General features: G+C 66.3%; 21 protein-coding genes. 9 read left to right on the top strand and 12 right to left on the bottom strand.

Going from position 1 to position 23146, the window contains the following annotated elements:
* Positions 1-48: 48 nt before the first annotated feature.
* Entirely contained in the window at positions 49-1341 is a 1293-nt protein-coding gene (locus AC3A4T_RS02270; protein WP_487673890.1) for an adenylosuccinate synthase, read from the top strand.
* An 81-nt stretch (positions 1342-1422) separates the two neighbouring features.
* On the opposite strand, the gene AC3A4T_RS02265 is transcribed toward AC3A4T_RS02270, so the two are convergent.
* Both AC3A4T_RS02265 and AC3A4T_RS02260 read right to left on the bottom strand, forming a co-directional pair.
* Complete coding sequence (locus tag AC3A4T_RS02265; RefSeq protein ID WP_487673889.1) at positions 1423-2424, bottom strand: XVIPCD domain-containing protein; 1002 nt, start codon at positions 2422-2424, stop codon at positions 1423-1425.
* Positions 2425-2453: 29 nt separating this feature from the next.
* On the bottom strand, positions 2454-2867 hold the full coding sequence (locus AC3A4T_RS02260; RefSeq protein ID WP_487673888.1) for a hypothetical protein: 414 nt from the start codon (positions 2865-2867) through the stop codon (positions 2454-2456).
* 173 nt (positions 2868-3040) lie between these two features.
* On the opposite strand from AC3A4T_RS02260, the gene AC3A4T_RS02255 reads away from it, so the two are divergent.
* Positions 3041-3988, top strand: coding sequence for a hypothetical protein (locus AC3A4T_RS02255; RefSeq protein ID WP_487673887.1), 948 nt, complete (start codon positions 3041-3043; stop codon positions 3986-3988).
* Between the two features lie 571 nt (positions 3989-4559).
* Here AC3A4T_RS02255 and AC3A4T_RS02250 read toward each other — a convergent pair.
* Positions 4560-4718, bottom strand: coding sequence for a hypothetical protein (locus AC3A4T_RS02250; RefSeq protein ID WP_487673886.1), 159 nt, complete (start codon positions 4716-4718; stop codon positions 4560-4562).
* A 689-nt stretch (positions 4719-5407) separates the two neighbouring features.
* Here AC3A4T_RS02250 and AC3A4T_RS02245 point away from each other — a divergent pair.
* From AC3A4T_RS02245 to AC3A4T_RS02235, 3 genes are all read left to right on the top strand, one after another.
* A complete protein-coding gene (locus AC3A4T_RS02245; RefSeq protein ID WP_487673885.1) occupies positions 5408-6064 on the top strand; it encodes an ankyrin repeat domain-containing protein in 657 nt (218 codons plus the stop codon).
* Positions 6065-6155: 91 nt separating this feature from the next.
* Positions 6156-7418, top strand: a complete 1263-nt coding sequence (locus tag AC3A4T_RS02240; protein WP_487673884.1) for a Tle-like phospholipase domain-containing protein — start codon at positions 6156-6158, stop codon at positions 7416-7418.
* 197 nt (positions 7419-7615) lie between these two features.
* Positions 7616-8683: a hypothetical protein gene (locus tag AC3A4T_RS02235; RefSeq protein ID WP_487673883.1), complete on the top strand. Its 1068-nt coding sequence runs from the start codon at positions 7616-7618 to the stop codon at positions 8681-8683.
* Between the two features lie 164 nt (positions 8684-8847).
* On the opposite strand, the gene AC3A4T_RS02230 is transcribed toward AC3A4T_RS02235, so the two are convergent.
* The 3 genes from AC3A4T_RS02230 to AC3A4T_RS02220 form a co-directional block, all read right to left on the bottom strand.
* Complete coding sequence (locus AC3A4T_RS02230) at positions 8848-9312, bottom strand: carboxymuconolactone decarboxylase family protein (RefSeq protein ID WP_487673882.1); 465 nt, start codon at positions 9310-9312, stop codon at positions 8848-8850.
* 149 nt (positions 9313-9461) lie between these two features.
* The gene (locus AC3A4T_RS02225) at positions 9462-10304 is read right to left on the bottom strand and encodes a type 1 glutamine amidotransferase domain-containing protein (RefSeq protein WP_487673881.1); all 843 of its coding nucleotides are present in this window, start codon (positions 10302-10304) and stop codon (positions 9462-9464) included.
* Between the two features lie 28 nt (positions 10305-10332).
* Positions 10333-11040 (bottom strand): type 1 glutamine amidotransferase domain-containing protein, encoded by a 708-nt coding sequence (locus AC3A4T_RS02220; protein ID WP_487673880.1) that lies wholly within the window; start codon positions 11038-11040, stop codon positions 10333-10335.
* 96 nt (positions 11041-11136) lie between these two features.
* Here AC3A4T_RS02220 and AC3A4T_RS02215 point away from each other — a divergent pair, with 96 nt between their 5' ends.
* The 3 genes from AC3A4T_RS02215 (at position 11137) to AC3A4T_RS02205 (ending at position 14076) form a co-directional block, all read left to right on the top strand.
* Entirely contained in the window at positions 11137-12036 is a 900-nt protein-coding gene (locus AC3A4T_RS02215; protein ID WP_487673879.1) for a LysR family transcriptional regulator, read from the top strand.
* Between the two features lie 326 nt (positions 12037-12362).
* Complete coding sequence (locus AC3A4T_RS02210) at positions 12363-13166, top strand: MipA/OmpV family protein (RefSeq protein ID WP_487673878.1); 804 nt, start codon at positions 12363-12365, stop codon at positions 13164-13166.
* 172 nt (positions 13167-13338) lie between these two features.
* A complete protein-coding gene (locus AC3A4T_RS02205) occupies positions 13339-14076 on the top strand; it encodes a siderophore-interacting protein (protein WP_487673877.1) in 738 nt (245 codons plus the stop codon).
* Positions 14077-14097: 21 nt separating this feature from the next.
* Here AC3A4T_RS02205 and AC3A4T_RS02200 read toward each other — a convergent pair whose 3' ends face one another.
* Positions 14098-15465, bottom strand: coding sequence for a DUF2252 domain-containing protein (locus AC3A4T_RS02200; protein ID WP_487673876.1), 1368 nt, complete (start codon positions 15463-15465; stop codon positions 14098-14100).
* Between the two features lie 157 nt (positions 15466-15622).
* Positions 15623-16135 (bottom strand): hypothetical protein, encoded by a 513-nt coding sequence (locus AC3A4T_RS02195; RefSeq protein WP_487673875.1) that lies wholly within the window; start codon positions 16133-16135, stop codon positions 15623-15625.
* A gap of 144 nt (positions 16136-16279) precedes the next feature.
* Between AC3A4T_RS02195 and AC3A4T_RS02190 the strand changes: the two genes are divergently transcribed.
* Positions 16280-16459 (top strand): DUF6053 domain-containing protein, encoded by a 180-nt coding sequence (locus AC3A4T_RS02190; protein ID WP_487673874.1) that lies wholly within the window; start codon positions 16280-16282, stop codon positions 16457-16459.
* Positions 16460-16463: 4 nt separating this feature from the next.
* Here the strand turns inward: AC3A4T_RS02190 and AC3A4T_RS02185 are convergent, their stop codons facing one another.
* From AC3A4T_RS02185 to AC3A4T_RS02170, 4 genes are all read right to left on the bottom strand, one after another.
* On the bottom strand, positions 16464-18461 hold the full coding sequence (locus AC3A4T_RS02185) for a serine hydrolase domain-containing protein (RefSeq protein WP_487673873.1): 1998 nt from the start codon (positions 18459-18461) through the stop codon (positions 16464-16466).
* The gene (locus tag AC3A4T_RS02180) at positions 18458-19615 is read right to left on the bottom strand and encodes a YkvI family membrane protein (RefSeq protein WP_487673872.1); all 1158 of its coding nucleotides are present in this window, start codon (positions 19613-19615) and stop codon (positions 18458-18460) included. The genes AC3A4T_RS02185 and AC3A4T_RS02180 overlap by 4 nt, the downstream gene beginning before the upstream one ends.
* Before the next feature lie 25 nt (positions 19616-19640).
* Complete coding sequence (locus tag AC3A4T_RS02175) at positions 19641-20699, bottom strand: N-acetyltransferase DgcN family protein (RefSeq protein WP_487673871.1); 1059 nt, start codon at positions 20697-20699, stop codon at positions 19641-19643.
* 140 nt (positions 20700-20839) lie between these two features.
* On the bottom strand, positions 20840-23089 hold the full coding sequence (locus AC3A4T_RS02170; protein WP_487673870.1) for a TonB-dependent receptor: 2250 nt from the start codon (positions 23087-23089) through the stop codon (positions 20840-20842).
* Positions 23090-23146: the final 57 nt, after the last annotated feature.

Genomic DNA, 23146 nt, shown 5'->3' with positions numbered 1-23146 from the left:
ACCTCGCGGCAACCGCCGCTTCAACAGCAAGCGCAGGAGTTTGGACTCATGGGTCAGTCAGTCGTCGTTCTCGGTGCCCAGTGGGGCGATGAAGGCAAGGGCAAGATCGTCGACCTGCTGACCGAGCGGATCGGTGCGGTGGTGCGTTTCCAGGGCGGCCACAACGCCGGCCACACCCTGGTGATCGGCGGCAAGAAGACCGTGCTGCACCTGATCCCCTCGGGCATCCTGCGCGAAGGCGCGCTGTGCCTGATCGGCAACGGCGTGGTGCTGAGCCCGGCCGCGCTCAAGAAGGAAATCGGCGAGCTCGAGGAAACCGGCGTCGAGGTGCGTTCGCGCCTGAAGATCAGCCCGGCCACGCCGCTGATCATGCCGTACCACATCGCGCTGGATCAGGCCCGCGAGAAGGCCGCCGCCGGCAAGGCCATCGGCACCACCGGCCGCGGCATTGGCCCGGCCTACGAAGACAAGGTCGCGCGTCGCGGCATCCGCGTCGCCGACCTGCATTACCCGACGCAGCTCGCCGAGCTGCTGCGCAGCGCGCTGGACTATCACAACTTCGTGCTGACCAAGTACCTCGGCGTCGACGCCGTGGACTATCAGCAGACGCTCGATGAAGCGCTGGCGTTCGGCGAATACGTCGAGCCGATGAAGTCCGACGTCGCCGGCATCCTCCACGACCTGCGCAAGCAGGGCAAGCGCGTATTGTTCGAAGGCGCGCAGGGTTCGCTGCTCGACATCGATCACGGCACCTATCCGTACGTCACTTCGTCCAACACCACCGTCGGCGGCGCGCTCGCCGGCACCGGCGTGGGCGCGGATTCGATCGACTACGTGCTCGGCATTGCCAAGGCCTACGCCACCCGCGTCGGCGGCGGCCCGTTCCCGACCGAACTCGACGACGAAATCGGCCAGGGCATCCGCGATCGCGGCCAGGAATACGGCGCCACCACCGGCCGTCCGCGCCGTTGCGGCTGGATCGACATCGTCGCGCTCAAGCGCGCGGTCGCGATCAACGGCATCACCGGCCTGTGCATCACCAAGCTCGACGTGCTCGACGGCATGAAGACCTTGAAGATCTGCATCGCCTACGAATACCGCGGCAAGCGCACCGAATACGCGCCGCTGGACGCGGCCGGCTGGGACGAATGCACGCCGGTGTACCTGGAATTCCCGGGCTGGGACGAAAACACCCACGGCATCACCGAATGGGACAAGCTGCCGCCGGCCGCGCGCGCCTACCTGCGCGCGCTGGAAGAACTGGCCGGCTGCCAGCTGGCGATCGTCTCCACCGGCCCGGACCGCGACCACACCATGGTGCTGCGCGATCCGTGGGCCTGAGTTCGCCGCGATAGTTGGTACGAAAAACCCCGCGAAAGCGGGGTTTTTTGTTGCGCGCGGATCGCCGCACGCGATGCGTCGTCAACGAGACATCGAAGCCTGCTGCGAAGGTTCGGCCGGGTTTTGCCGCGCGGTTTCGTTCTGCAGCGATTGAGTCAGGCGCTGCGATTCCTCGACCGGCGTCGCCATGGCTTCGGCGGTCGCGATGACGGCGCGATTGGCGTAAGGGTCCGGACTCGTCGAGCGCCCTTGCACGCAGATCAGTTCGCCGGCGGCGTGGTCGGCGGTGGCGCGATTGGGCGCGACCGCGACGATGTCGTCGAAGCCGTGTTGATACGCCAGGCGGCCGACGCAGGCGGCCACGCGTTCGCTGTTGCCGTTCCAGGCCATGCCCAGTCCGGCCTCCATTTGAGCGACCGCTGCATTCGACTGGTCGTGCAGGCGCACGGCGCGCGGATCGGACAGCGACGGCGCCGCATCGGCCGAGCCCGGCGTCGGTGCAGGTGTCGTCGACGGCGCCGCCGGTTTCTGCGACGGCTGCATATCCATTTCCGGGGCGGGGTGGTAGTTCTTGCCTCCGCGCCCCGCCTCGAATGCGTTCGCAGGCCGTACTTCGTCGATCCAATGTTCGCGATCGGCGTAGTCGTACCGGCGCAGCTTGTCCTTGGGGTCGAGCAGGTAATAGGCCACATCGGTGCGATCGCCGAACGCCGTCTGCGCGGCATCCCAGTCGGCGGGGTTGTTCTTGTCGTGGGGACGCGATGACGGCAATTGTTCCATCGCCTGCGCGGTGGATTTGTCGAACTGCATGTCGACATTTTTCTGCGTGTGGTTATGCACCACGGCGAGCACCTTGTCCTTGCCGCCGGCCGCCGCGATGGCGTCGCTCAGCGGCGCCGAGTTGTAGCTGCCCTTCGAGAACAATTGCGTGGTTTTCAATTCGTCGCCGTCCTTGTACACCACGGCGACGTATTCGACCTTTTCATGATCTTTCTTGGCCTCGATCTGCCTGGCCAGATCCTTGGCGAGTTCCTCGGTCTGGGCCAGGTCCGGGTTGGTGTTGTTCTGTCCGATCTTCGCCATGGCGGGCTCCTTGCATTCGATGGCTGGAATCAATCCAAAAACTCTACGGTTCCTTCGCGACGCACGATGAATTTCAGACGCGGCGAGCGCGCGATACTGCCGTCGTCGCGATCGACGAAACGCAGTTCGATCCAAGCGCCGCTGCCGCTGCAGGTCAGCCACGGACGTTCCTGGTAGGCCTCGGCGGGAATGCGGCGGTTGATCTCATCGATCCAGCGTTTGGCGAGCGGCTTGGCGCCGATGCGCAGTTCGCTCACTTGTGAGCGATAACCGTGATCGTCCACCCATTGGGTCGTGCCGGCGATGCGGAACTTGCCGGAAGGCGGGCAATCGAATTCGAATTCGTAGCGGGTCGTGGTTGCCGCGGTGTCTTCGCTCGGATCGGCGGTCGACGAGCGGGCGTCGACCGCTGCGCAAGCGTTGAGCGCCAATAGCGATAGCACAAGTACCGATCTTGCTGGAATCGATCCGCGCATGGGGCGTGCGTCCTTGGCCGTGCCGCTGGAAGGTGCGGCATCTTGAAGTGAACCCCGACCGGCATGGCCTGTCAACGAGACTTGGCCGGCTCAAGCCCGCGCCGGCGTTCTCCTCAAGGTCTGGGCACAAGGAGCGCGCCATGGCCGCGCATTCATCATTCGGCGTCAAACGCTGGCTGCCGTTCGCGGCGTTGATCGGAATCTACCTGTCGGCGGTCGCGCCCGCGCGCGGCGCGCAGTGCGACATGCGTTTGTCGTTTCAACAGGCCGACGGCAACGCGCGCGGCGGACGCACCGCGGTATGGGCCGATGCGAACGCGTCGTCGCTGTTGTTCGTCGAGGGCTTGAACGTCAACACCGACGGCACCCGGCGTTCGTACAGCGTCGACGATTTCTGGGGCGAGCGGCATGCGCTCAACAACTTGTGCAATGCGATGAGCGACGGCTGCGCCGGCTTGTCCAGCGCGCAACTGCGCGCGCGCCGCATCGCCACCCAGCAGGCCGCCGCCGCGGGCTGGCCGGCCGATCAATTGCGCGCGACCAGAATTTCGCCGTCGATCATTCCGTTCCGCAACGGCAAACCGTGTCCGCCGGTGGACGGTTTCCTGGTATCGGCCACGGCCTTGCACGCGCCGGTCGTCGCCGATGCCTGCGATATCGCCAACTACGTCGATGCATTGGTCACGCCGGCGCTGGTGATTCCCAAACGGCCGTCGGCATTCGCCGGCCGGGCGAAGATCGGCGATCTCGCGGTGGCGATGGTGCCGGGCAGCGGGCGACCGGTATTCGCGGTGATCGGCGATTCGGGTCCGTCGGGGCAACTCGGCGAGGCGTCGATCGCCTTGAACGGTCGCCTGCTCGGACGCGAGGCGGCGCCGCAAAATTATCTGGAGGTGCGCGGCAAGCCGCCGTTCGCGGGGCGCGGGTGGACCGTGCCGAAAGCGGTGGTGCTGATCTTTCCCGGCAGTGGCGATCGCGCGGCGCCGTTCATGACCCCCGAGCGGATCGATCCGGCGGCGATGCGACGGTTCGAGGCGTGGGGCGGGGTGGAACGGTTGTCGGCGTGTGTGGCCGATTATGAGCGTTGATGAGGTTTGGATTCGCGGCTCATGATTATTGCTGTTGCTGTTGCTGTTGCTGTTGCTTGGGCTTGAAGTAGCGTAGTTCATCCAGCGCTGCGAGGCTGGTAACTCGCGCTAGCACCAGCGCACCCGAAGGGCGGCGTGCAGGATGCACGCCGTGCGCCATCGGGACAGGGATGTCCCATGTGGCGCATGCCCGCGTCAGGAACGCGCGCGCGGGCCCTTGATTCAAAACAAGCGTTTTTCTTTGGCGCGTGTCATCCACGGCTGCAACACCGTTTCCAGATCGATATCGTCGCTCAGCAGACGATAGCGATCGTCGAGTTGACGCCGTCCCGCGGCGCTGTCGATCCAGTCGAGAAAGTATTCGTGGCGTTGCCGCGGCGTGTCGCCGCGCAGGCTGCGGCGATGGCGCGCGATCGCCAGTTCCAGCAGCAGGCTGCGTTGCCAGACAGCGCTCGCGCGTCGGGTCTATCGAATCGCATTGATGCGGAAGGATCGGGGTATCGTCGAAGGCCGGATGCCAAGCGGGCTGCCCCTCGCGGTGCAGCCCGCATCGAGCACAGGAACGCCAGCGTCACTCGCGGCAGTTGCGGCAGCTGGTGTAGACGCAGGACAGGCTGAGCAGATTGCTGGACAGGTCGGCCGGCTTGTCGTCGCTCAGATCGGGCGAGGCGATGCTTTCGACCAGCAGACGGTTGAGGAGGTCCTGTGAGATTTCCACATTCATGGGCATGAAACTCTCCTGAGCCGTGCGTGCTACGCAGCGTTCGCGGCGACGCGGGCGGGTTCGCGTGGCGTGGCGGTGCGATTGCTGGACGGTGAAGGTTGCAACTCTTCTGCACATCCGTCCGTATGCGTCAAACGCTCGACCGTGCGTTTTTCATCACGTTGACACCGGGCATCCGCACGCGGCATCACACAACGTCAGGTGCAACGGTCTATGCATGACGCCCGTCATCGTGGCGGGCCGCCAAGCGCACGCATCGTCGCTAGTCGCTCGCGTCCGCGACAGACAGCGACGGGCGACATGGGGCGCAATGAAATCCGATCGCGGCGCACGCGATCATTCGCCGCATCGCCGCACGCCTGCCATCTTCGACAGAGATGCTGATGCGCGAGCGACAGGCGCGATGTCGGCGCAGTGAAACCCGCGACGCCGCCGCGCATTCAGCTTGCCGTCCGTCCAATTTGACCGCCGACGCAGCTGAACTGTGACAGGCGTCATCCAGTGAGCACGGCATGTGCCGACAGGTTCTTGCTAGGCTCCCAAAGCCACGGTACGGAACCGTATGTGCTCGTCACTACGGCAGGGGAAAGCACCGTGCGCGTCGCTCGATCTCCCGCTATTGGCGGGGTGCGCATCACGTCCCGCCTGCCGGCGGGCTTAGGGGTAGTCCAGCAGGTGCTCAGGAGGAGTCCACAATGGCAGCGGTAGATATTCATGAAGTATTCGCCGATCCGGCGGTGGCCGATCTGGCCGAAGCCGTCGCCGACGGCGACGTGGCCGACATCCGGCGTCTGTCCGATGGCGTGGATTTGCGCAGCCACGGCGACAAGAACGTCACCTTGCTCGAATGGGCGGTGCTCAACAAACGTCTCGACGGCTTGAACGCCTTGCTCGACCTGGGCGCCGATCCGGCCGAACCGGGCATCGACGGCAGCACCGTCGTGCATCTGGCGGCGATGGCCAACGATCCGGCCTATCTCGATGCGTTGCTCGCGCACGGCGCCGATCCGGACACCGTGCATGCGCACACCGGCGCGACGCCGTTGAGCGCGGCGCTGATGGGCGAGCGGCCGGAGCAGTTCAAGCGCCTGCTGGCCGCGGGCGCCGACGTCAATCACGCCGACCGCATGGGCAACACCGCGTTGCACGTGGCCGGCAAGATCAATCAGCCCAATCACGCGTTGACGCTGTTGCAGGCCGGCGCCGACGCGCGCGCGCGCAACGCTCAGAACGTCACCTTCCAGCGTTATCTGTTCATGACCCCGGCCAAGCTGTTGAACCCGGCGACGCGGCAGGACCGCGAGGCGCTGATCGCCTGGCTGGGCGAACACGGCGTCGCGGTGGAAGGCTGACAGTGCGCAGGCGCCGCGCCGCGACAGCGCGGCCGGCGCGGCGATATTTTCGAAGCGAGCAGGAATTCCAAGGATTCAGGGAGATCGAAGCATGAGCCAGCAGTCCGTCCCACCCGCCAGTGGCGAGCCTTCGTTCGCGGATCAGGTCCGCGGCCTGGACGCCAAACCGATCGACAAGACGCTCGCCCGGATCATGGACGACCTCTACGATCAGGGCCCCGGCATCGACGGCTTCAAGCCGCTCAGCGCCGAACAGTTGCGCGGCGCGGGCATCGATCCGTCGACGCTGGAAAACAAGGATTCGGGCTTTCTCGCCCGGGTCTACGGCGACGACAAGGGCCATTACGTGCTGGCCTATTCGGGCACCGACGAAGGCAAGGACTGGCTGACCAATTTCCGCCAGGGCCTGGGTTTCGAGGATGCGCAGTACAACCAGGCGATCGCGCTGGCGCGCGAGGCCAAGGTCGCGTTCGGCGACGAGGTGGTGATCACCGGCCATTCGCTCGGCGGCGGCCTGGGCGGCGCGGCGTCGATCGCCAGCGGCATTCCGGCGGTGACCTTCAATTCCTCCGGCGTGCACGACAAGACCCTGGAGCGGCTCGGCATCGATGCCGACGCGGCCAAGGACGAGGTCAAGGACAATGGCCAGATCCGCCGCTATTCGGTCAAGAACGAAATCCTGACCGAGCTGCAGGAGCACAGCATCCCGCTGAAGTGGGCGATGCCCGACGCGGTCGGCCACAAGATCGAGCTGCCCGATCCGGACCCGCAGTCGTTCTGGAAGCGGATGATCCCGGGCAACGGCATCAAGCACGGCATCGACATCCACTACATCGACGCGGTGATCAAGGCGCAGGAGATGGCGTCGCCGGAAACCGCCCGCACCGGCATCAGCGCGAGCGATCCGACGCGTGCCGACATGCGCGGCAACTTCAACGCCGAAGTCGGCATCGCCGCGACGGCGGGATCGCGCGGCGAGGCGCAGACGACGGCGCAGTTGTCGCATCCGTCGCATCCGAACCACGGCCTGTACGACCAGGCGCTGCGCGGCCTGCACGGCATGGATGCCAAGGCGATGGATTTCCGCGGCGAGCAGGGCTATCGCAATGCCGCCACCCATGCGGCATTGGACGCGCGCGCCAACGGCATGGATCGGATCGATCACGTGGTGCCCGGCCGCGACGGCGGTGGTTTCTTTATCGTCCAGGGCGGCCTGGCCGACCCGGGCAGCCGTCGCGCCTTCGTCGATGAAGCGCGTGCGTTGTCGCCGCCGCCGCAGGTCGCCGCGCAAGCCCAGCCCGCGCCGGCCGAGACGCAACAGCAGCAGGAAACGCGGCGCGCGGTGATGAGTTGATCGGCATCGCTTGATACGAAATGCACGGCAGCCTTCGGATTGCCGTCGCTCTGGAACACAGCAAACGGCGGCCCTCGTGGTCGCCGTTTGCGTTTATCTCGTTCAGTTTTTGTAACCGCGCTTAAGTCGAGGGGTTCGGGAAATGCGGCGCCGGTTCGTCTGAACTAAAACGTCCATCCCCGAAAGGACTCGATCGCATGACGGACCGTGCCCTCGACGATCTGCCCGCATTGCGGGCCGAACTACTTGTTCCCGATTCCAGCAACCGCAACCGCCGCCGCGTCGCCGGCGACGGACTCAAGCGTTTTCCGCGCGATCCGGTGGTGCTGTACGCGTATATCGCCAGCCATGTCGGCGATGCAATTCAGTGGAGCGCGCCCGACGGCGACCGAAGCCGTTATCCGTGGACGCTGGGCCGCGCGTTGGCCAGCGCCTTCGAGTTGCTGGCCCAGCCGCCCGCCGCGACCGGCGCGATCCGTCCGGCGCTGCTGCGGGTGAGCAATGTCGCCGCCGCGCTGTTGGCGCTGGAAGACCGGCCCGATGCGGCGAGCCTGGAACAGGCCAGTCGGCGTCTGGATGCATACCGCGCGCTGCGCGATCATCCGTTGAGCGCTCACGAGAAGGCCGACTGGTTTCCCGACAGCCACTACCGCGCCGCGCGCGGTCGTCTACGCGCATGGCAGGCGGTGCTGAAATCGCCGCGCGAGGCCGATGAGGACTTCGCGTTCCTGTCCGATTACCTGGAAGCGCGCGACCTGCGTTGGGCGTTCGATCCGTTGGTGCTGTTGCCCGAGTTCCAGCATTGGGCGCTGCAGCGCATCCGCCGTGAGCGCGAGGCGCACGGCGTCCGGTCCGCGCGCGCGACGATTGAATTCGATTGCGTGGAGTCGTATCGCAACCACGCCACGGTGTCGGACAAGCAGATGCCGGCGTTGATCCTCGGCCGCCTGCTGGCCGCGCTCGTGGTCGGCCGGCCGAACCTGTTATCCAATGCTTGGCGTTTGAGTCAGTTCAAGTTGCCGTGCTCGTCCGCGTGCCTGCAGGCGCTGTTCGCGGCCGGGCTGGATCCGGATGCGAGTCTGAAAGATGGGCAGACCTTGTTGCGCGATGCGATCGGGAATGACGATGTGGATGTGGTGCAGGCGTATCTCGGTGCGGACGCGGGTGCTGCGTCATCTTGTGCGTCGATTGAGACGGCTTCGGTGCGTGGCGCGGGTGGGGCGATGGCTGCGGCGGTGGGGGTGCGGTCCAGTTCGACGGCCTGAGCGTGTTTGCTGGGTTATGTGTTGGTGATGATCTGTATTGATCGATCGTCGCGTAAATCATCGCCCACTTTGTAAAAGGGGGCGGGCGCCTGTCGTTGCTGCGATACAGGTGAAGCGAGCGGCGCTGGGGATTCGCTCTTGCTCTCGCGTTCACCCCACAACCCTCAAACCTTCCAAGACCCCACCGGCTGCCGCACCGCCACATTCAACCGATTCCACACGTTGATGTTGGCGATCGCGACGATCAGCGCCGACAGCGCGGTGTCGCTGTAATGACGCGCGGCCTCGGCCCAGATTGCGTCGGACACCGGCTCGGGCCGGTCGTTGATCCGGGTCAGTGCTTCGGTCAGCGCCAATGCGGCGCGCTCGGCGTCGCTGAAGTAGGGCGCTTCGCGCCAGGCCGCGACCGCAAACAGGCGTTCGTCGGTTTCGCCGTGCTGCTTGCCGATCTTCGCGTGCATGTCCACGCACACGCCGCAGCCGTTGATCTGGCTGGCGCGCAGTTCGATCAGGATCAAGGTGGCTTCGGCCACGCCCTTGTTCTCGACCGAGGCTTTGAGCGCCCACAGCGCCTTCATGGTGTCGGGCAGGATCACGGCAGGGTTGTGCATGCGAGGCGTGTGGTTCATGGCGGTGGCTCCGGGGTGGTGGGCGTTTGCAACGCGGGTCGTTATCGGTTCGACGAACGACCTGGCGCGGGTGTGACATCCGCCAACGATCACCCGGTACTCGCGACACCAGCCGCGCCATCGGGCGATGGCGCGACCCCGACGACGGCCTACTTGAGCCGTCGCAGCAGTTCCTTCGCCACATCCACCGCCGACGCCGGATTTTGCCCGGTGATCAATTCGCGATCGATCACCACGTTCGAAGTCCACGGCTGGGTGTTGCTGCGATAGCGCACGCCGGCCTGCTCCAGCGCGGTCTGCGGATAAAACTTCATCTCGCCGCCCTTGAGCTGCGGCTGGGCGATGGTTTCTTCCTGGTTGCTGATGACGGTGACTTGATAGCCGGCGTAGATCCAGTTCGGCGGCGCGCCAGCCTTGCCGGTCTGCGCCAGTCGCGCGCTGAACTGATGCGCCTGCGGCAAGGTGGACAGCAGCGCGATCGGGCCGTGGCAGACCAGCGCGGTGGTCTTGGTCTTGGCGTGGAAATCGCTCAGCAACCGGCCCAGCGCGGGGCTATCGAGCAGATCCTGCATCGGCGCGTGGCCGCCGGGGACATAGACCGCGTCGAATCGGTCGTAACCCAGTTGCTCGACCCGCGCCAGGCTCATCACCGGCGAGGTGTCCGGCGAGGTCAGCGCGAGTTTTTCCAGCAGGGCCTGATGCGTCTGCAATGCGACCGTGTCGCCGCCGAAGTACATCGCATCGACCGAGCCGCGGTCCAGGGTCGGCGCGCGGCCGAGCGGCGTGGCGAAGCTGACTTGATGGCCGGCGTCGAGCAACAGCTTGACCGGCTGCATCAGTTCGTTGAGATAGAAGCCGGTGGCGAATGTCTTGCCGTGCTTGAGCTCGAGTTGGTCGGCATCCGACAGCACCACCAGCACGTGGCCGGCGTGGGCGCTGCCGGCGGCGAGGATCAGCGCCAGCGAAGCGGCGAGGGCGTGAAAGGTTTTCATCGGAAGTTTCCTATGTGGTATGCGAGGTTCACGCCGAAGCGCGCGCGAGCAGGCTGTCGCGCAGGGCCGCGCCGACGCCACCGGCCGATTGCGGGTTCTGTCCGGTGATCAGGCGGCCGTCGACCACGACCTTCGCGGTCCAGTCCGGCGCCGGCTGGTGCAACGCACCGCGCTGGCTGAGCGTGCTCGCGAGCAGAAACGGCACCTCGTCGGCCAGACCGACCGCGCGCTCTTCGTCGTCGGTGAACGCGCTCACGCGTTTGCCGGCGACTAAGTATTCGCCGCTGGACAACGTCACGTTCACCAACGCCGCCGGTCCATGACACACCGCCGCAACGATGCCGCCGTTCTCATAGATCTCGCGCGTAACCCGTTGCGCTGCTGCACTTTCCGGAAAGTCCCACATCGCGCCGTGGCCGCCGGCGAAGAAGATCGCCGAGTAACGCGACGCATCGGCGTCGTCCAACTTCAAGGTCGTACGCACGGCCTGACGGAAGCTCTCGTCGTTCCAGTAGCGCGCGTTGATCGCATCGTCCACATCCAGGCCGTCAACCGGCGGCTCGCCGCCCTGGATCGAGGCGAACTCGACCGCGATGTCGGCGGCGTCCAGTTCGGCCAGCGGGTGGGTGACTTCGCCGAGGTAATAACCGGTCGCTTGGCCGGTCGCGCCCTTGAGCGCGTGGCTGGTCAGCACGAACAGCACAGGTTTGAGCGAGGCGGCGGAATTCGGGTTCATGGTCTTGGCCTGCGGGGAGTGAGCGGGCACTGTATTGCGCCCGTTGGCGGCGATAAACTCGGCCAAGAGCAAATAATTTGTTCTTTGGAGGCAAAGATGAGCCGTCGATTCGACCACCTGGGCGACGTGGAGGCCTTCATCGCGGTGATCGAGCACGGCTCGTTGACCGCGGCGGCGGTGGCCCTGTCGACCACGCCGTCGGTGATCAGCCGGGCGATCGTGCGGCTGGAAACCCGCCTGGGCACGCAACTGCTGCGGCGCACGACCCGGCGCCAGGGCCTGACCGAGGCCGGGCGCCTGTATCAGGAACACGCCCGCGCCGCGTTCGCGCTGATCGACGATGCCGAGCGCGCGATCCAGGGCCAGGACGGCGAACTCAGCGGACGCGTGCGCCTGAGCGTGCCGACCACCTACGGCCATTACCGCTTGCCCGCGGTGTTGCAACGCTATCTGCAGCGCTATCCGGGGGTGCAGGTCGAACTCAACATCGCCAATCGCAATGTCGATCTGGTCGCCGAAGGCTTCGACCTGGCGATCCGGCTCGGCGCGTTGCCCGACAGCGGGCTGGTCGCGCGCAAGCTCGAGGACGCTGCGCTGTGTGTCGTCGCCTCACCTTCGTATCTCGAACGCGCCGGCCTGCCGCGCGATCTCGACGATCTGTCCAAGCACGCCTGTCTGCCGTTCGAGATGCCGAGCACCGGCCGCATCGCGACGTGGTTGTTCCGCGACGGCGAACGCGATATCGACTGGACGCCGCCGTCGTCGCTGCGCGTGTCCGAAGACGTGCTCGGCGTGGTGTCGCTGGCCGAGCACGGCGCCGGCGTCTGCCAGAGCTACGACTTCATCGTCGAAGAACGCCTGCGCCGCGGCGTGCTGGTCGAACTGCTGCCGCAACTGCGCGGAAGGTCGCGGCCGTTCTCGCTGATCTACGCGCCGCATCGGCGTCTGTCGGCGGCCTCGCGCGCCTTGATCGACATGCTGACCGGCGAGGCCTAGGCACGGCGTGTCACGACGCGCCGCATCATCGCGACGCGGTGATGCGATCGCTGCGATTGCACACGACGTCACAGATCCAGACCGGGCACCACGACGCGATTGCTCCGGCGTGCGGCATCACGGCCGATGGATACGCCAAGGTGTGGTCGCGCATCCGCGCCGGAGTTTCCACAACGGCCGCTAAACCCGCGCCGCGTTGCCGGACTTATGGCCGAGCAAGTCGGCGGTTTTTTAAAGAACTCTTAAAGCCCGCTCGCTAGTTTCGCGGGAGTGCAGCCGCCGCCGTCGCACTGGTTCATTCCTCCCCCCACTTCAGGACGTCCCCCATGCGCCTCGTTCGCGTCGTAACGCCGTTCGTGCTTCTGCTTCCGTTCGCGGTATCGGCCCAGGTGCGGCAGGAGGGCGAGGAACGCGCGGATGTCGCGCCGTCCAACTGGAGCATCGGCGTCGCCGGAGGAATCCGCACCGAGCTGTACGCGGGCGAGGGCAACCACACCCGCGCGGTTCCGTTCTTCGGCTACGAGGGCGAGCGTTTCTATTTCCGCGGTATCAGCGCCGGCTATCACCTGATCCAGAACGAGAGCTTCGTGCTCGACGCGTTCCTGTCCGGCCGTCTGGACGCGATGGACGCCAACGACTTCGGCCGGCGCGAGCTGGCCCGCCGCGGCATCAATCGCGACTTGCTCGAAGACCGCGACGACAGCGTCGACGCCGGCGTGTCGGCGAGCTGGCGCGGCTCGGCCGGCGAAGTGCAGCTCGAACTCAAGGGCGACATCGCCGATGTCAGCGGCGGTTACGAGGCCGACCTGAGCTATCGCTACCCGATGAAGACCGCCGGCCTGCTGATCACGCCCACGGTCGGCGTGAGCATGCTGTCCAAGGATCTGGCCAACTACTACTACGGCACCTTGGACGAAGAAGTCGCGCGCGGCGTGGTCAGCTATCGCCCCGGCAGCGTGACCATTCCGTATGTGGGCGTCAGCCTGGCCAAGCCGTTCGCGGAGAAGTGGCGCTTCATCGCCAACCTGACCTATCAGGTGTTGCCCGATGAGATCAGCGACAGCCCGTTGATCGCCGAGGACACCGATGGCGTGGGCCAGGCGTTCTTCGGCGTGTCGCGCAGTTTCTGACGCGGGCGCCACGGCGGGCGCGAGGTTTCTTCAGCAGTTTCCTTCGCCGGCGTTTGTTTCGCGCGGCCGAACGCGGGCGCCTGAGCGGCGCGTATGTGCGCACCGCTCACGCACGATCGACGCGTAGCGCGCCGACCGTCACCGGCATCACTGAGCCAGGAGTTCATTGCGTATGCGACAAACCGCGGTTCCCCTGTCATTGCCGCAAGGCGCCGGCCTGATCGAACGCGCCTTCACCCGCCTGCTGATGCGCATGGTCCAGGTCACTGACGTCGAGGCGCCACAGCCGGATTTCCGTTTCATCACCCTGCAGGGCGATTCGCTCAGGCACTACGACTGGATGCCCGGCGACAAGGTCCAGATCAAGCTCGACGGCGGCCTGCAGACCCGCACCTACACCCCATTCGACTTCGATCCGCACAGCGGCCGCATGCGCATCGTCGGTTATTGCCACGGGCGCGGACCGGGCGCCGATTGGGTACGCGGCGCGCGCGCCGGCGAGGCGAGGGCGCTGTTCGGTCCGCGTGGTTCCTTGAACCTGCAGAACCTCGCATCGTGCACGGTGCTGTTCGGCGATGAGACTTCGTTCGGACTTGCCGCGGCCTTGCGCCGCGACGAACCGGGTTTGCATTGCGTGTTCGAAGTGGTCTCGCCGACCCAGTCGCGCGCGGTGCTGCACGCGCTGGGCCTAAGTAACGTACGCCTGATTGAGCGACGCGACGACGACAGCCATATGGATGAAGCCATCGATGCGGTGCGACGCAGTGCCGAGATCCGTACCAGCTTCGTGCTGACCGGACGCGCGCCGGCGATCCAGCGGATCGGTCGCGCGCTCAAGGCCCACGGCGTCGATGCGACGCAACTGCGCAGCAAGCCGTACTGGGCGCCGGGACGCAGCGGACTGGATTGAGCGCCGCGACCGCGACGACGTTCAGTACAGCGGCGTGCCCGCCTCGTAGGCGTCCACGAACGCCTGCCAGTCCAGTTGCGTCTGCGCCGCGTAATCGAAGGCGAACGCGCGCAGTTCCGACTTGAAGCCACTGCGGCTCGTCACCGCCTCGGTGACCTGTTTGTCGATGCTGTAGCTGACCACAGTGGCGTCGTAGTCCTGATCGGCCAGGGCATGCGCGCTCGCCAGCGCTTGGCCGACGTACTGCGCGGCGGTGTTGAACTTACCCGCGCTGTCGAGCTTGGCGACATCGAAGTCTTCCTGGAACGGCGACTTCTCGTGCACGTAGAAGGGCAGGCCGGCGATGCTGGCATGGCCGATCAATACCTCTGCATTGACGACCTGAGCCTTGGCCGTGCGCGCCACCCGCATGCCTTGATGACTTTCGTACGCCGAGGACGGCAGGCGCCCGGGCGCGGCGGTCGCCACCGCGCTGACCGCCTGCTGCTTGAGTTCGAGGATCACATCGTCCGAGGACGACGAGGTCGCGCCCTCGATCAGCACGTAATAACGCAGCTTGCCGAGGCTGCCGACCCCCGAGCCGAGTTTGCGATGCACGTCCTTCACCGTGTAATAGCTGCTCGGATAGCGCTTGGAGGCGGCGATCGAACCGACGTAGGCGGGCATCGCCGCGGTCACGTCGCTGTAGGTCGCCGCCGGCACCGCGATCAGGTTCGACAGGTTCTGGAAGCGTCGCGCCGTTCCGCTGAGCGCGGTGTATTTCGCCAGCAGGTTCGCGCGGCTCTTGCCGTCGGCCTGGTCGATGGTGTCGTCGACCACGCCGGTGGTGGTGTCCTTGTCCAGGCGGAAGCTGGCTTCGCCATTGCTGCCTTTGAACTGCGCCATCTGGTCGAGATAGGCGCCGAGCATAGTGTCGATCGCGGCGCCGATGTCGGCGTCGCTGCGACCGTTGTCGCGGCCGGCGAGGACCATGCTGGCGGCGAGCCGGCGCAGGTCCCACACGTACTGGCCGAGGTAGCCTTCGTCGAAATCGGCGACTTTGAACACGGCCTTGCCGCTGCTGTCGCGCGCGGCGTCGAAGTTGCCCAGGTGGGTGTCGCCGCCGATCCATGTAGTGCCGGTCTGCGCGGTCGCATACGCCGAGGCCGGACGGGTCGCCATGTCCTCGAAGAAGATGTGATCGCTGCCGCGATAGAAGTCGTAGGCGCTGCGCGCCATCGTCGCCAGCTTGGTATCGAGTTCGCCGCTCGCGGTGGCCGCATACGGATGGTTGTAGTCGCGGATCTGCGCGACCACCCAGCTGTCGCGCGCGCTGGCCGCGTCGGCGTGGCCGCCGACGGCGCAGGCGGCCAGGGTGAGGGCGAGCAAGGCGATGCGGGGTGTCGGCATGGGCGGGTTCCTGGGCGTGAGTGGGCCGGCCGAAGCGCGGCCGGCCCGCACAGTCCAGCATCGGCCTGTGTCAGCGATGCGTCGGTGCCGCGGAATCAATCGATGCGGCGCGAGCGATGCGACCTCATCGATCGAGTCGGAGTTAATTGACTCGGCGTCAATCGATCCGATACACCCGCGCCTTGGGCATGTCCTCGTCGACCTGCATGAACCAGCGCCCGGCAACGCCGGGGACCACGACGATCTCCGGCGTGACCATCGGCTTCTTCAGTTTCATGCTGCCCTTGAGCACCTTCCACTGCTGGCCGTTTTCCAGTTCGAACACGGTGCCCGGTTCCCAACCGCTGACATCGTGCTTGAGCCGGCTCTTGATCGGCTCATCGTTGAGGCCGATGAACTGACCCGTGCCGGGCGCGCGCACCGGCGGCGCGCCGGCGCCGACCTGCGGGCCGTCGCTGGCTTGCGGCGCCGGCTCGGCGACCGCTGCCGTGGACTTGGCGTCGGCTTCGCGCAGCATCCGGTTGAGCGTGGCCAGTTGCTCGGCCGACAGACCGACTTCGCGCAATTGCTCCGGCGTCAGCCGCTGCTCCAGTTCGACATACGGCGGTTTGGCCTGAAGCGGAGCGGACAACAGCAGGGTCAGCAGCAGAACCAACGTGAAATAACGCATTGCGGGAAGGGCCTTGATTGAGTGCGCTCGACAGGTCGGATCGCGGACCACGCGCAGCGGGATTCGATCAATTTATGGCTGTTTCGTGACAAATCGGAGACAGCGGGGCTGGAGGCTAGGTATCGGTGGTGCTGAAGTTTTTTTGTGGGATTGCTTTCAAATCCGATGTGCTTGTTTCAGATTGCGGCGATCCGAGCGAAAAGTGTCGAGGCGCAAGCCCCACCCACAAAAGATGCCGATGCGGCGAGGTCTGTTGTGGGAGGGCTTTCAAGCCCGACGCTCTGGTTTCAGTTCGCGAATCGGTTTGGATGTCGCGCGCTTTGATTGCTCACAACTTCCAGCCGATCACATTCCAGACCCACATCGCGTACGCGGTCAGCAAGTAGATCGCCACCACCAGGGTATGGCGCAGCCTGCGCCATACGCCGAAGTCCTTCGACCGCCACACCGGCCATAGCAGCGCGGCATCGAGCAGGCTCAGCAGCAACGGCAGCACACCCAGCCACAAGGCCAGACGCAGCAGGCCGGTCGGGTAGCTGTAGATCGCATCGTTGCCGGCCGAGACGATCTGCGCGAACGACACGCCGAATGCGATCGCGAACACCAGCCACGCGATCGCGGTGATCGTCAGCCAACGCGCGCCGCGATGCGCCGGCGAGGACGGATGCTTGGGCGATGCGCGCCGCCGCAGCCAGGCGCCGGTCAGCACGCCGAGCGAGGCGAGCACGCTCAATGCCAGCAAGCCGTACAGCGCATTCGCCGTATCGAACACACCGGCGCGCGCCAGCACATCGTGGCCGTACGGCGACACGAAGCCGGCCACCGCGCCGTTCTCGCGCAGGAACACCAACCGCCCCGGGCCTTCGACCGCGCGGAACACGTCGGCCTTTTCCTGCACCCAGCGCGAGGTCTCGCCACCGGCGGTCAAGGTCAGATAGCCGTCTTTCGTCACGCCGACATCGCCGTTGGACGCGGTCAGCAGTTTCTCGAACTGGCGATGGTTGCGGCGCTCGCTCAGGTATTTGCCCAGGTAGGGCGCGAGCGCGGTCGCCGCGTCTTTCGCCGGCTTCGGCAGCGCGGCCGGACGCGCGCGTTCGAAATAGTGCTGCAGCAACAGCGCCGGCAATTCCGCGGCCAGGCGCGCGCCGGTGTCGGTATTGGTCGACACGAACACGCCGAAGCCCAACTCGGGCACCGCGAGCAGATTGGAATGGAAGTACAGGGTCGCACCGCCATGTTCCAGGCCATGCACCTGGCCGTACTGACGACGGAAGAAACCGTAGGCCAGGCCGGTCGCGTCGGGCGCGTTGCGGAACAGCGGCGCGCCTTCCAGCTTGGCGAAGGCTTCGGCCGAAACGATGCGGCGGCCGTCGAGTTCGCCGCGATTGAGCAGCATGCGCAGATAACGGCTCATGTCGGCGGCATTGCTCGACACCGCGCCGGCCGGACCGACCTGGGCGATGTACTCGAAGCCTTTGGGTTCGAACCCGCCCGCGCTGCGCTGATGGCCGGTCGACCACAGACCCTTGAACGCGGCGCCCGAATCGCGCGGATCGCCCGCGCCGAGCGGTTCGCGGAAGGTGGTGCGGTGCATGCCCATCGGCGCGAGCAAGTCGCGTTCGATCAGGGCTTCGAACGGCACGCCGCTGACCTGCGACAACACTTCGCCGAGCAGGGTGACGCTGTAGTTGGAATAGACCGCGCGGGTGCCGGCCTCGCGCACGCGCGCGGGGCGATGCTTTTGCAGGTAGTCGTGCAGGCTCAGCGCTTGCTTCGGGTCCTTGGCGAACAAGTGGCCGAAGGCCGAGTCTTCGTAACCGGCGGTATGGGTGAGCAGATGGCGCAGCAGCACCGGCTTGTAACCGTCGTCGGGCAGTCTCAGCTCGGCCGGCAGGTAATCGTTGACCGGGGTGTCGAGCTTGAGCTTGCCGGCGTCGATCAGCTTCAGTGTTTCCAGATAGGTGAAGGTCTTGGACACCGAACCGATCCGGAACAAGGTGCGATCGGCGCTGACCGGACGCGGCGGGTCCTGCGAGGCCACGCCATAGCCGCGCAACAGCAGCGGCCCTTGCGCGTCGACCACCGCGACGGTGACCCCGGCGATGCCGAAGCGGCGCTGGTAGGACTCGACGACGCCGTCGACATACGCCGCCAGTTCCTGCGGGTTGAGCCGCGCGGGCGCGGATTCGGCAACGGCGGGCGCGACCGCGGGCATCGCGGCCGCGGGCGGGGCCGGCGACAACGGCGCCGGCTGCGCGTGCGGGGCGCCGATGCCGGCGACCAGCAACAGCGAGCCGGCGAAGGATTTCAGACGCGACAATTTCATGGACGTCCTCCAGAGGAATGAGCGAGGGGTGGCGCCGCGGTCGGCGGACGCAGGCGCCCGCTACACAACAGCCAAAGACCCCAGGTGAGCAACGGCACTACGTAGACGGCGAGCAACAGATAGGACAGGCCGCGGTAACCCTGGGCGATCAGGGCGACCAGGCCGAAGCGGTCGGCGAGGAAGATCGAACCGATCAGCAAGGCCGCGGCGATCGCCAAACGCGCGCGCTTGGGCAGCGCGTCGCCGCGCCGCGCGCGCCACACCGCGGCCACGCGTTCGTTGATCGCATGCACCGCGCCGGTTCCGCTTTCCAGCAAGGCCGAGAAGATCATCAATTGGAACACGCCGTGCAGCAACGGCATCTGCAGGCGTTGCAGCAGGAAATCCGAGGGCAGGGCCTCGTCGGTGATCCGCGGGTAGTAGGCGATCATGCACACGAAGAACAGCAAAGCCGGCAGCATCGCCAGCGGTCCGGCGATCAGGCCGGCGGCGAGCGCGTCGCGACGGCCGCGGAAGTGGCGCGCGATCGGCAGGATCACCACCGCGCCGATGATGTTGTACCCGGCATAGGTCAGGCCGTTGAGCGCCCAGCCCTCGCCGCTGTGCGGCAGGGCGAAGTTGGCCGCGATGCGATCGCCGAAGCGCGACAAGGCCAGCAGCACGAACAAGGCGTAGATGCCGTACAGAAAGAACGAGACCCACTTGAACAGACGTTCGACCGCTTCGTTGCCGAAGCTGACGAACGCGGCGATGCCGACCATCAGGCACAGGCTGCCGGCGAGCGCGGGCCAGCCGAACATGGCCGCGCCGATCGCGCCCGAGGCCGCGCCGAACACCGCCAGCAATACGATCAGCAAGGCCAGGTAGGCGAACTCGAACAAGCCCCACAACGGCCCGAGCAACTGCTTGAAGAAACTGCGGTAGTCGTAGGCGTGGGCGGTGTGGGCGAACACGAAGGTCGCCATGCACACCACGCTCCACAGCGCCATCGCCAGCAGCATGCCGGCGACGCCGCCCCAGGGTCCGCTGGGCAGGAAGAATTCGGCCAGTTCGCGCCCGGTCGCATAACCGCCGCCGATCACCACCGCCTTGAATGCGAAGCCGGGCAGCAGATAACGCTGGAACCACGAGGCGCGCTGGGTCGGATCGCTCATGATGCGCGGCCTTCGCGCGGCGTGTTCACGGCGACGTATCCAGGCAGGCGCGCGCCAAGGCGCGCAGGGCCGCGCCGCCGCGGATCGGATCGGCCACCGGCAAACCCAGACGCGCGCTTTCGCTGGCGATCAGCGTCTGCGCGTCTTGTTCGCTCAATTGCGAGGTGTTCAAGCTGATGCCGGCGCAGCGGATCGCCGGATTGGTGCGGCGGCCCAGCGACAGATTCAGTTCGATGGTGTCCTCGATGCTCGGCAGCCGATAACCCGGATAACCGAGCATCTCGCGGCGGCCGGGCTCGTGGCAGACCACGATCGCATCGGGCTGACTGCCGTGCAGCAACGCCAGCGACACGCCGGCGTAGGCCGGATGCGACAACGACCCCTGGCCTTCGATTACGTCCCAATGCGCGGGATCGGCGTCGGGGCTGAGCCATTCGGCGGCGCCGGCGGCGAAGTCCGACACCACCGCGTCCATCGGCAAGCCGCGTCCGGCGATCAGGATGCCGGTCTGTCCGCTGGCGCGGAAGTCGGCATCGACACCGAGTTCGCGCAGCGCGCTGGCCAGGCTCAGCGCGGTGTATTTCTTGCCCAGCGCGCAGTCGGTGCCGACGGTCAGAACGCGCTTGCCGCTGCGCTTGCGTCCGCTCGCGGCCGGCAGCGACGGCGGTGGTTCGCGCACGTCGATCAGGCGCCGGCCGAGGCGCTGCGCCTGTTCGCGCAAGGCAGGGATGTCGCTTAGTCGCATATGCATGCCGCTGATCAGGTCCAGTCCGTTAGCCAAGGCATCGAGCAGGGCCGGCATCCAGTGATCGGGAATCACCCCGCCGACATTCGCCACCCCGATCACCAGCGCGCGCGCGCCGGCTTCGCGCGCTTGCGACGGCGTCATCGCCGGCAGGCCCACGCTGACGCCGGCCCCGTGCAAGCGCTGTTCGCCGACGCAGCGCTCGGGCGCCCAGTCGCGCAGGCCCAATGCGGTCTTCGCGTAGGCCGGGTGGCTCACGTCGCCGAGAAACAACAGATAAGGCTGGGGCAGATCGAGCGATTCGAAAGGGGGCGTAGCGGTTGCTGCGAAAATCGACATGCGGACATTCCGTTGTGAGGTCGGGCCGTGGCGAGGGACGGTCGCCGGTGAGGCTGCGAATGAGAGCGGCGAGCGCCGCTCGGGTTCGATGACTGATGCACCGCGATCAAGGGATGCGTGGTTCGCGGCGCGCGTTGCGTTCAGAACCAAACATCGAATTCCAGCCCGATCGTGCGCGGCTGGATGCGGTTGGCCTGCCACTCCACGATCGCGCCGGTGGTGGCGCTGGTGACCGGGCCCAGCGAGGTGATGTCGCGTTCGTTGGTGAGGTTGCGCACGTACAGGCGCAGCGTCCAGTGGTCGTGCGACACGTCGGCGTTGAGGTTGAGCTGTCCGCTCGCCGGCAACGGCGCGGCGTTCGGGTTGTGATCGACATTGGTCTTGCGCTTGCCGATCCACTGGTAACCGGCGCCGACATGGCCGTTGAAACCGGCGCCCCACTGGAAGTCGTAATCCGCGCTCAGCGCCGCCGTCCAGCGCGGAATGCCCGGCAGAGTGTCGCCGGACAGCCCTCGCAGCGAAGGCGCGTCCTCCATCAGGGAGGCATCGGTGAACGAACCGTTGAAGCCCACGCGCAGGTTCGGCGTGAGCTTGAACGCCGAGGTCAGCTCCACGCCGCGGCTGCGCGCCTTGCCGCCGTTGGCCGAGTAAGTCAGTCCATCTTGAGTGGACGCAGACAATTGGATGTCCTTCCAGTCGATCAGGAACGCGGCCAGGTCGATCGACGCGCGCTGATCGAGGAACAACGATTTCCAGCCGAATTCGTAATTGACCAGGCTGTCGGAATCGACCGAGGGCGGCACGCCCGGCAGTGCGACGTTCGGGCCGCCGGGACGATAGCCGCTGGCGATGCGCGCATACAGCAGGCTGTCATTGTCCAGATGCCAGCGCGCGCCGAGCAGGTAGGTGGTGACCTCCTCGGACGACTGGCCGGTGGTGGTGCCCAACGCAAGCAAGCTGCCGGCGGTGGCGATCTGCTTGAAGTCCTGATCGTTGCTGGCGTAACGCAGGCCCGCGGTGATATCGAAGCGTTCGCTGAACTTGTAGGTGAGGTTGCCGAACAGCGCGCGTTCTTTATACGTCGAGGGCAAGTCGACGATCGCCAGCGGGTCGAGCCCGGCGACCGGCGCGCCGGCGAAGGAACGCGCGCTGAGTTCCTGGTGGTTGGCCGAGGTCTCATGGGTGTAGAACGCGCCGAGCATCCATTCGATGCGTTCGTCGGATTTGGATGCCAGGCGGAACTCCTGAGTCCATTTCTTCAGGTCCAGGCTGAGCGGAAACGTCGACACGCCCTCGGGCGCGCCGAACAACGGAAACAACGGGCCGTAGGTCTTGCTCTGATCGTTGAGTTGGTAGGTCTTGGTCCTGGAATAGCTGGTGGCCGAGACGAAGTCGGCCCACTGCAGGTTCCAGTCGACGGTGGCGGCGAAGAAATCGACCTTTTTCTCGAAGCGCTCGCTGGCCGGCTTGTCGGTGCCGTCCAGGCCGAAGCGCGGACGGCGGTTCGCATCGAGGATGGACAGGCTGTTGTCGTCGGCGTCGACCGTCTGATGCAGGCCGGTGAACTTCACGCTCAGATCGTCGCTGGCCTGCCACAGCAGCGAGACGTGACCGCTGCGCTGGCGCGTGTCGTTGATGTCCTTGCGGCCGGTAAACGCGTTGTCGACCCAGCCCGGAGTGAACTCGTTGGCGAACGAGGCGCGCAGCGCGAGTCTGCCTTCGATCAGCGGCGCGTTGATCCCGGCGCGCACATTCCAGCCGTTACCGCCGGCACCGTCGATGCTGGACACGCCACCGCCGAGACGGCCTTCGAAACTGTCGAGATCGGGATCCTTGAGCACGTACTTGAGCAGTCCGCCCATCGCGCCGGCGCCGTACAGCGTGCCTTGCGGGCCGCGCAGCACTTCCACGCGCTGGATATCGTAGGGCAGCAGATCGAGCACGAAACCGCTGGAGCGGGCGAAGTTGCTGCTCGATCCCAGCGGCGTGTCGTTGAGGTAAGTGCCGACCACCGCGCCCGGGCCGAGGGTCGGAATGCCGCGCAGCGACACCGCGGTCTGGCCGGGCGTGCCGCGATCGGTGATGGTCATCGCCGGCAGGTAGCCGTTCAAATCCGCCAACTGGGTGACGTGCTGGTTTTCCAGTTGCTGCTCGCTAACCACGCTGATCGAGGCGGGCACCTTGCGCGCGTTCTCGGTGCGCTTCTGCGCGGTGACGGTGACCGCTTCCAGGGTCGCCGACGGTTGTGCGCTCGGGCGCTCGGGCGTTTTTTCCCCGGACGCATCCGATGCGGTCTGGGCCAGGCCGGCGCCCGACCACGAGGTCAGGGCGAAGGCGATCGCCAGGCCCAGGCCATGGCGTGCGGTGTGGCGCGTATCGAGCTGCGGCATGGTTCTCTCCCCGAAGGCGGTCGTGACGATGCTTGAACGTGGTGTCGCGTTAGTCGG

This window comes from Lysobacter sp. Soil_N_51 (assembly GCF_057655755.1).
Note: the sequence above shows the minus strand (reverse complement) of the source record. Positions and strands in the feature narration are given on the sequence as shown.

Bases quoted from the DNA above. Each gene is read 5' to 3' on its own strand.
- AC3A4T_RS02270 (WP_487673890.1), top strand. From the start codon at position 49: ATGGGTCAGTCAGTCGTCGTTCTCGGTGCCCAGTGGGGCGATGAAGGC.
- AC3A4T_RS02265 (WP_487673889.1), bottom strand. From the start codon at position 2,424: ATGGCGAAGATCGGACAGAACAACACCAACCCGGACCTGGCCCAGACC.
- AC3A4T_RS02255 (WP_487673887.1), top strand. From the start codon at position 3,041: ATGGCCGCGCATTCATCATTCGGCGTCAAACGCTGGCTGCCGTTCGCG.
- AC3A4T_RS02250 (WP_487673886.1), bottom strand. From the start codon at position 4,718: ATGCCCATGAATGTGGAAATCTCACAGGACCTCCTCAACCGTCTGCTG.
- AC3A4T_RS02245 (WP_487673885.1), top strand. From the start codon at position 5,408: ATGGCAGCGGTAGATATTCATGAAGTATTCGCCGATCCGGCGGTGGCC.
- AC3A4T_RS02240 (WP_487673884.1), top strand. From the start codon at position 6,156: ATGAGCCAGCAGTCCGTCCCACCCGCCAGTGGCGAGCCTTCGTTCGCG.
- AC3A4T_RS02235 (WP_487673883.1), top strand. From the start codon at position 7,616: ATGACGGACCGTGCCCTCGACGATCTGCCCGCATTGCGGGCCGAACTA.
- AC3A4T_RS02230 (WP_487673882.1), bottom strand. From the start codon at position 9,312: ATGAACCACACGCCTCGCATGCACAACCCTGCCGTGATCCTGCCCGAC.
- AC3A4T_RS02225 (WP_487673881.1), bottom strand. From the start codon at position 10,304: ATGAAAACCTTTCACGCCCTCGCCGCTTCGCTGGCGCTGATCCTCGCC.
- AC3A4T_RS02220 (WP_487673880.1), bottom strand. From the start codon at position 11,040: ATGAACCCGAATTCCGCCGCCTCGCTCAAACCTGTGCTGTTCGTGCTG.
- AC3A4T_RS02215 (WP_487673879.1), top strand. From the start codon at position 11,137: ATGAGCCGTCGATTCGACCACCTGGGCGACGTGGAGGCCTTCATCGCG.
- AC3A4T_RS02210 (WP_487673878.1), top strand. From the start codon at position 12,363: ATGCGCCTCGTTCGCGTCGTAACGCCGTTCGTGCTTCTGCTTCCGTTC.
- AC3A4T_RS02205 (WP_487673877.1), top strand. From the start codon at position 13,339: ATGCGACAAACCGCGGTTCCCCTGTCATTGCCGCAAGGCGCCGGCCTG.
- AC3A4T_RS02200 (WP_487673876.1), bottom strand. From the start codon at position 15,465: ATGCCGACACCCCGCATCGCCTTGCTCGCCCTCACCCTGGCCGCCTGC.
- AC3A4T_RS02195 (WP_487673875.1), bottom strand. From the start codon at position 16,135: ATGCGTTATTTCACGTTGGTTCTGCTGCTGACCCTGCTGTTGTCCGCT.
- AC3A4T_RS02185 (WP_487673873.1), bottom strand. From the start codon at position 18,461: ATGAAATTGTCGCGTCTGAAATCCTTCGCCGGCTCGCTGTTGCTGGTC.
- AC3A4T_RS02180 (WP_487673872.1), bottom strand. From the start codon at position 19,615: ATGAGCGATCCGACCCAGCGCGCCTCGTGGTTCCAGCGTTATCTGCTG.
- AC3A4T_RS02175 (WP_487673871.1), bottom strand. From the start codon at position 20,699: ATGTCGATTTTCGCAGCAACCGCTACGCCCCCTTTCGAATCGCTCGAT.
- AC3A4T_RS02170 (WP_487673870.1), bottom strand. From the start codon at position 23,089: ATGCCGCAGCTCGATACGCGCCACACCGCACGCCATGGCCTGGGCCTG.